The 6,144-nt window shown below is 64.6% G+C and carries 6 protein-coding genes; 3 read left to right on the top strand and 3 right to left on the bottom strand.

Going from position 1 to position 6,144, the window contains the following annotated elements; translation table 11 throughout:
• Positions 1-296: 296 nt before the first annotated feature.
• The gene (locus ACODR8_RS17345; protein ID WP_489008414.1) at positions 297-1,784 is read left to right on the top strand and encodes a lipopolysaccharide biosynthesis protein; all 1,488 of its coding nucleotides are present in this window, start codon (positions 297-299) and stop codon (positions 1,782-1,784) included.
• 22 nt (positions 1,785-1,806) lie between these two features.
• Here ACODR8_RS17345 and ACODR8_RS17340 read toward each other — a convergent pair whose 3' ends face one another.
• Positions 1,807-2,235, bottom strand: a complete 429-nt coding sequence (locus ACODR8_RS17340) for a CBS domain-containing protein (protein ID WP_217672555.1) — start codon at positions 2,233-2,235, stop codon at positions 1,807-1,809.
• 71 nt (positions 2,236-2,306) lie between these two features.
• Between ACODR8_RS17340 and ACODR8_RS17335 the strand changes: the two genes are divergently transcribed.
• Complete coding sequence (locus ACODR8_RS17335; RefSeq protein ID WP_489008413.1) at positions 2,307-2,606, top strand: hypothetical protein; 300 nt, start codon at positions 2,307-2,309, stop codon at positions 2,604-2,606.
• Positions 2,599-2,976, top strand: a complete 378-nt coding sequence (locus ACODR8_RS17330; RefSeq protein WP_489008412.1) for an acyl-CoA thioesterase — start codon at positions 2,599-2,601, stop codon at positions 2,974-2,976. Before ACODR8_RS17335 ends, ACODR8_RS17330 begins: the two co-directional genes overlap by 8 nt.
• Positions 2,977-2,979: 3 nt before the next feature.
• Here the strand turns inward: ACODR8_RS17330 and ACODR8_RS17325 are convergent, their stop codons facing one another.
• Both ACODR8_RS17325 and ACODR8_RS17320 read right to left on the bottom strand, forming a co-directional pair.
• Positions 2,980-4,485 (bottom strand): DUF4139 domain-containing protein, encoded by a 1,506-nt coding sequence (locus ACODR8_RS17325; protein WP_489008411.1) that lies wholly within the window; start codon positions 4,483-4,485, stop codon positions 2,980-2,982.
• Between the two features lie 143 nt (positions 4,486-4,628).
• Positions 4,629-6,029 carry a DUF4139 domain-containing protein gene (locus ACODR8_RS17320; protein ID WP_489008410.1) on the bottom strand — a complete coding sequence of 467 codons (1,401 nt, stop codon included), beginning with the start codon at positions 6,027-6,029 and terminating at the stop codon, positions 4,629-4,631.
• Between the last annotated feature and the right edge of the window lie 115 nt (positions 6,030-6,144).

The raw sequence follows: 6,144 nt of genomic DNA, 5'->3' as shown, positions 1-6,144 counted from the left end.
AGACCGGAGCCGCCGCCCACATGTCCCTTCATCTGACTAACAATGTCAAAGAACCCTGCCAAAAATAGTGGCGGACAAGATGCGCTCCCCGATCCTTGCGTGCCGGGGAACATCTGTCCGTCTATGTTGGCGACCAAACCGATCGCTGTCGTTAGGCAGCAACCCGTCCGGTGAACAGCCCTCTAGGCCCGACCTCCCGACCCGTCAAATGCTTTTTGCAATTTTGTTTCAGAAATTTTTGGCGTTTGCGGTCTAGACAGGGGTGACGCCGATCATGGCCATGGGTGATTAAGAGCATGAGTTTGCAGGATGCCGACGCGGACGACGCGGGTTTCGGCGCACGCATCAGGAGCGCGATTTTCTGGCGTTCGGGAAGCCAGATCATCTCGCAGATGATGAGCTGGGTGGTGACGCTGGCGGTCATTCGCCTGCTCGATCCGGCCGATTACGGCCTGTTCGCGATGACCCAGGTGATCTTGAATTTCGCGACCTTCCTCAATGGCTATGGGCTGGTCAGCGCCCTCGTGCAGTCGGACAAGCTCGATTCGCACCGGTTGCGCCAGGCCTTCACCATCATGCTGTTGCTGAATGGTGCGCTGGCGCTGCTCCAGCTGGGAATCGCCCCCATTGCCGCCGACTATTATGACCAGCCAATGGTCGCCGACCTGCTGCGGGTGCAGGCTTTGCTCTACCTTTCCACCCCCTTCATTTCGATTCCCGAAGCGATCATGGGCAGGGCGCTCGATTTCAAGCGGCCAGCCTTGGTCAATCTGATCGCTGCCTTTGCCTCTGCCGCGGTGGCGCTGGTGGGTGCCTTGTCGGGCTGGGGCGTGTGGACATTGGTGTTCGCGCCGATCGCAGGCTTCTGGGTCAAGGGGCTGGGCTATGTGCTGGCGACCGGGTTCCGGCCCATCCCCACCTTCGACTTTCGCGGCACCGGCGCAATGGTCGCCTATGGCGCGTCGCTGCTGGGCGGACAGTTGTTCTGGATCGTCCAGAGCCAGGCCGATATCTTCATCGGCGGGCGCGTGCTGGAGCCGCATCAGCTGGGCCTCTATGCCGAAGCGCTGTTCCTGACCCAGATTTTCGTCAGCAAATTCATCCCGCCGCTCAACGATGTCGCCTTCCCCGCTTATGCGCGGATGCAGAAAGACCCCTCGCGCGTCGCCTGGTCCTTTTGCAAGGCGGTGCGGCTGCTGCTGCTCATCTCCTGCCCCGTCTATCTGGGCATGGCGGTGACCGCAGAGCCGCTGGTCGAAACATTGTTCGGGGCGAAATGGCTGGAAATGGCCCCCTTCGTCGCGGTGCTGGCGCTGGCCATGCCGTTCATGACCTTGCAGGTGATGTTTGCGCCGGTCAGCAATGCGCTGGGCCGCCCCGGCACGACCGCGCGAATCGCGGGCGTCGGCGCGGTGCTGATGCCGGTCGCTTTCCTCATCGGCATCACCTTCGGCGCGATCGGGCTGGCCTGGGCCTGGCTGGGTGCCTTCCCGATCCTGACGGTCGTGACGGCGCGGCTGGCAGGCGCGCCGATGGGATTGCGTCTGATCGACCTCATCCGCGCCGCCGCGCCGGGTCTGGGCTGTGCGATCCTGATGGCGGGCGTGGTGCTGGCGGTGGACCGGATTTTGCCGCCGCTGGCCGCACCGATCCGGCTGGCCGTGCTGGTGCCGGCGGGCGGGATCGCCTTCCTAGCCGCGCTGATGTTGTGTGCGCGCGGGACGCTGATGGAGCTGGTCGCGCTGGTGATTCGCCGCGCGCCGCCGGTTCAGGCTCCCGCCTAAACCGGACGTCCACGTCCGCCAATCACGCCGTCTGGATATAGTCGCGCAGCGCCGCCGCTTCCGATTCGATCCGGTCGATGCGGAATTTGACCAGATCGCCGATCGAGATCAGCCCGATCAGTTCGCCATCGACCACGACCGGCAGATGGCGGATGCGCCTTTTGGTCATCAGCGACAGGCCCGACATGACGGGCGTCTGGTCGTCAATGGTGATGGCTGGGGCCGTCATCACGTCGGAAACCGGACGCTCCAGCGCCGCTGCGCCTTCGGTCGCCACGCGATAGACGAGGTCGCGTTCGGAAAATATCCCGACCACTTGCCCGTCATCCACCACCGGCACGCAGCCGATCCGCCGCTCCGCCAGCAGCGTCACTACGGACAAGACGCTGTCGGTCGATCGCACCTGGATGACGTCGCGCCCCTTGCCCTGCAATATTGCCGCGATGGTCATGACCGCTCTCCTTCCTTGGACATTATGTCTCGATGCTTGATGATCACATTTTCGTGGCCCAAAGAAAAGGGATGACACGCAAACAAGCACTCGATGACCCGCAAATTGCCGCCACCGCCTGGGCGCGGTTTCGCCGCATCATGCTCTGGATGGCCGGGGGTGGCGCCCTCTGCGTGATCGCGTCGCTCATCTTCCTGCGGCTGTGGGCCGGGCCGATGCCGATCCATATGGTGATCGCCACGATTTTGGGCGTGTGGTTGACCTTCATGCTGGGAACCGGTCTGATGGCGCTGGTTTTCCTGTCCAGCGGCACCGGGCATGACGAACAGGTGATCGACCGGATCAAGGATGAGGTGATTGAGAATGAGTGACATGCGTGGCGAGGTGATCCTGCGCGTGGTGCCGCGCCCGGCCGACATCAACAGCAACGGCCATATTTTCGGCGGCTGGGTGCTGAGCCAGATGGATATTGCCGGTGGCATCGTCGCCGGGCGAATCGCGCAGGGCGCGGTGGCGACCGTCGCGATCGAGAGCATGAAATTCATCTCGCCCATCCTGATGGGCGATCTCGTGTCGGTCTATGCCCATGCCGAGCGGCAGGGGCGCACATCGGTTGCGATTCGGATTGATGTCGTCGCGACACGCAATGGCGGGGCGGAAACGGTGGACGTAACGAACGGTGTGTTCACCTTCGTCGCACTGGACGAAAATCACCGGCCGCGGTCACTGCCCGACGCCTGAATATCAGCGCGGCAGGTGCTGAGTGTAGGCCAACTCCGCCTTGCCATTGGCGGGGACCGTCGCCCGCCAAATCCATGCATTGCCGCGCCGTTCCATATCCGTCGGGCGGGGCGTGATGTCGTGGGGGATGGTGACTTCGGCGGTGACGGCAAAGGGCCGGGCATTGCTGAGCGCGATCGTCCAGCGCTGGCTTTTGCGCGACGCCTGCGTCTGCCGCACTGCGATACGGACGTCCGCGCTTTCGGCCAGATCATAGTCGATCCGCTCGCCTTCCGCCTTGTCGCCGATTTCCGCTTCCCCGGCCAGCAGGCGCAGGTCATCCATCTGCTCGAACACGGCCACCCCGCCCGATGGCATGGGCAGGCCAAGGCCGTCATCCTTGCGATTCTGTAACCGCAGCCGCAGCGTCATCGACCGGAATTCACCCCCGTCGAACCCGCCGATCGTCGCGGCATAGAGGCGCTCGACCTTCACGTTGGGCTGACGCAGCAGCGCGACCTGCTTCTGGCTGTTGGCGGCGACCGTCACTGCCACAGGCACGCGATAGAATTTAAGGTCACCCAGATCCTCCCGCTCAGCGATTACCTCGTTGGTGACTGCCGCAACCGCCATCGGGGCACTCTGCAAAATCCCATCTCGCCGTCGCGCCGACACCACGATGTCGCCCAGGCCGTCGTCCATTTCCATCATTCTTGGCCGCCGCATATCCACTGGGAACAAGTCCCAGCGCGGATGCGTGCTGGTCACATCCATCGGCCAGCATTGCAAACGCAGCGGGCCGCCGGTGGCACGCGCCTGCGCCCCGCGCGCCCGGCGATTGGGCTGCCCGGCAATGACGTTGAGCTGGGCGTCGGCAAAGCCGGTAACGCCGCCATTGGCAACCGTCAGCCAGGCCATCAGGTCGAGCGTCTCCCCCTTCATGTCCGCGACATAGGAAGCGGACCAGTCGAACCCTTCAGCCAGATAGGTGAGTTGCAGCGTCGCGCGGGTCGGCCGGTCGCTGGTCGCGATCACCGACAGGGTTGGGCGCGGCGACAGATCCTTGGGTGCCTCTGCGTAGAGCATCCGTTCGGGCAGGCCGCTGCATCCCAGCGCCTCATAGCCCTGCGCGGTCTGGACGATCACGCCGCCGGTCGGCCCGGCGCTCAGGATCGCGTCCTGCTCGGTCACCGTGCCGGTCCTGCGATCCGTGCGGCGCAGCGTGACGCTGCGCTTGAGATAGGCGTCGACCAGCCCGGCCGGCGACAGCAGTCGGGCATCGCGATTCTTCTCCCGCACGCCGCGCGGCATACCGGAGAGGATGGCGGTTTCGGGCATCAGCCCTTCGGCCACCCCTTCAAACCGGACGATCGACTCGCCCTGCGGCAAATCGACCGTGCGGGTTTCGGTGACCAGCGCATAGCCGCCCGGCCAGTTCCGGTCGATCGCCCCCGCGGCCCGGCCCGGCGCGCGATAGACGGTGACCGACACCGCATCGATCCGGGTGGAGATGACGGTGTCCGCCTGCACTGATGGAGCGATGGCACAAAGAAGCAGCGCCAAAAGCCACCATATTCCCGCGAAGGCGGGAATCCAGTTGAAACGTCGGGACTGGATTCCCGCCTTCGCGGGAAAACAAATCTGGTGGCGCAAAAGTCGCACAGCGACCCGCTTCAGTAGCGCGAATCGAAGGTGACGGTCAGGTCCACCGAACCATTGGCCGGGACCGGCACGCTCCATTCCATCCGGTCGGCCGATACGCGCCGCCCCTCCACGCTCTGGGCGTTGACGCGCGTATCGCCCCACAGGCCGCCCTGCGCCAGATCGACCGTGATGGCCTCAGGCCGGGCGTTGGTCAGCGTGTAGCGCATCTTTGTTTCCCAGCGCGACGCGCCCTTCTTGGTGCGCTGTTCGACCGTCGGCCGGACCTTGACGTCGAACGCCTCGCCGGTGCGCAGCGCCATCGATGATCCCATCGGCGTATGGTCGATGCTGTTTTCGCCGATGAATTGCGGGTCGCCGCGCGCATCGCGCATATAGACGCGGATGGTGCCGGCCGGCAGTTGGTCGCCGAGGCCGCCCTGTTTGGAGGTCGAGAATTTCAGCACGCTCGATGCGCTCAGCGGTTCCGCCGAACTGCCCATCCAGGGATTGAGATATTCATAGGTCGCCCGTGCAGGCGCACCCTTCACATCCAGAAAACTCACCTGCTTCTGCTGCGCGTTGGCAATCGTCGTGCGGCGCTCAAGCGGATAGAGATAATAGTCGCCCAGCCGTTCGCGCGGGCCGCTTTCCGTCCCCGCCTGATCAATCGCGCCGCTGCCAGACTGCCACCAGTTGCGCCGCCCGCCGCCATTGGCGGGATTGCCCGCGACCAGGATCGTGCGCGCATTGGTGAAGGTCGTGCCGGTATTGTTGGTCAGAGTCACCCAGCCCTGCATGTCCATCGCGCCCTTGGCGGCGTCGAACAGCGCGACATAATCGGCGGTCCAGCCCAGATTGGGGGTCAGGTAGGACAGGCGCGTCGGCACCGCGCCGCCGCGCGCTGCGTCCACCGTGACCGAGAGGGTCGGCTTGGCCCGCAAATTGGGCGGCACCCGGTCGAAAATGACGCGCACCGGCAGGCCATCGTCGCGCAGCACCTCGATCCGCGCGCCGATCTGGAGGACGATGCCGCCATTGGCTGCGAGGATCTTGGCCCGCTCCCGCGTTTCCGCGCCGGTGGCTGGATTGGTGCGCACCAACGTCACCTCCTGCCCGACCGCCTTGTCCATCAGCTTGTCGGGCGACAGCAGATCATAGTCGAAATTCTGTTCGACGATGGCGATGCCGGGACCGGACAGGGTGACGGTTTCGGGCCGGATGCGTGCCGACACGTCGGGAAATTCGATGCGGTTGCGCCCCACCGTCATCACCAGTTGCCGCTCATCCTGCACCAACGACTGACCATTATTATAGATGGTGACGGCGACATCGCCCTGGGCCGAAGCGCCGGTCGGATCGGCCGCTCCCTGCGCCAGCGCAGCGACGGGAAGCGCGCACAGCAGCGACGCAAGCAGGCGGAGGGTCGTCATCGGCAAGTCTCTCCCGGCATTGTCCCAGCCTTGTGCCGCAAGCCGCCGCGATTGGGAAGCGGGCATGAAAAAGGGGACGGCGCGCCGGGCGCCGTCCCCTTTTTCAACTCGCATA

This window comes from Sphingobium sp. FG58 (assembly GCF_057809055.1).
Note: the sequence above shows the minus strand (reverse complement) of the source record. Positions and strands in the feature narration are given on the sequence as shown.

What these genes read in the sequence shown, in the direction of transcription:
- ACODR8_RS17335 (WP_489008413.1), top strand. Translation starts at nt 2,307, where the DNA reads ATGACACGCAAACAAGCACTCGATGACCCGCAAATTGCCGCCACCGCC.
- ACODR8_RS17345 (WP_489008414.1), top strand. Translation starts at nt 297, where the DNA reads ATGAGTTTGCAGGATGCCGACGCGGACGACGCGGGTTTCGGCGCACGC.
- ACODR8_RS17330 (WP_489008412.1), top strand. Translation starts at nt 2,599, where the DNA reads ATGAGTGACATGCGTGGCGAGGTGATCCTGCGCGTGGTGCCGCGCCCG.
- ACODR8_RS17340 (WP_217672555.1), bottom strand. Translation starts at nt 2,235, where the DNA reads ATGACCATCGCGGCAATATTGCAGGGCAAGGGGCGCGACGTCATCCAG.
- ACODR8_RS17320 (WP_489008410.1), bottom strand. Translation starts at nt 6,029, where the DNA reads ATGACGACCCTCCGCCTGCTTGCGTCGCTGCTGTGCGCGCTTCCCGTC.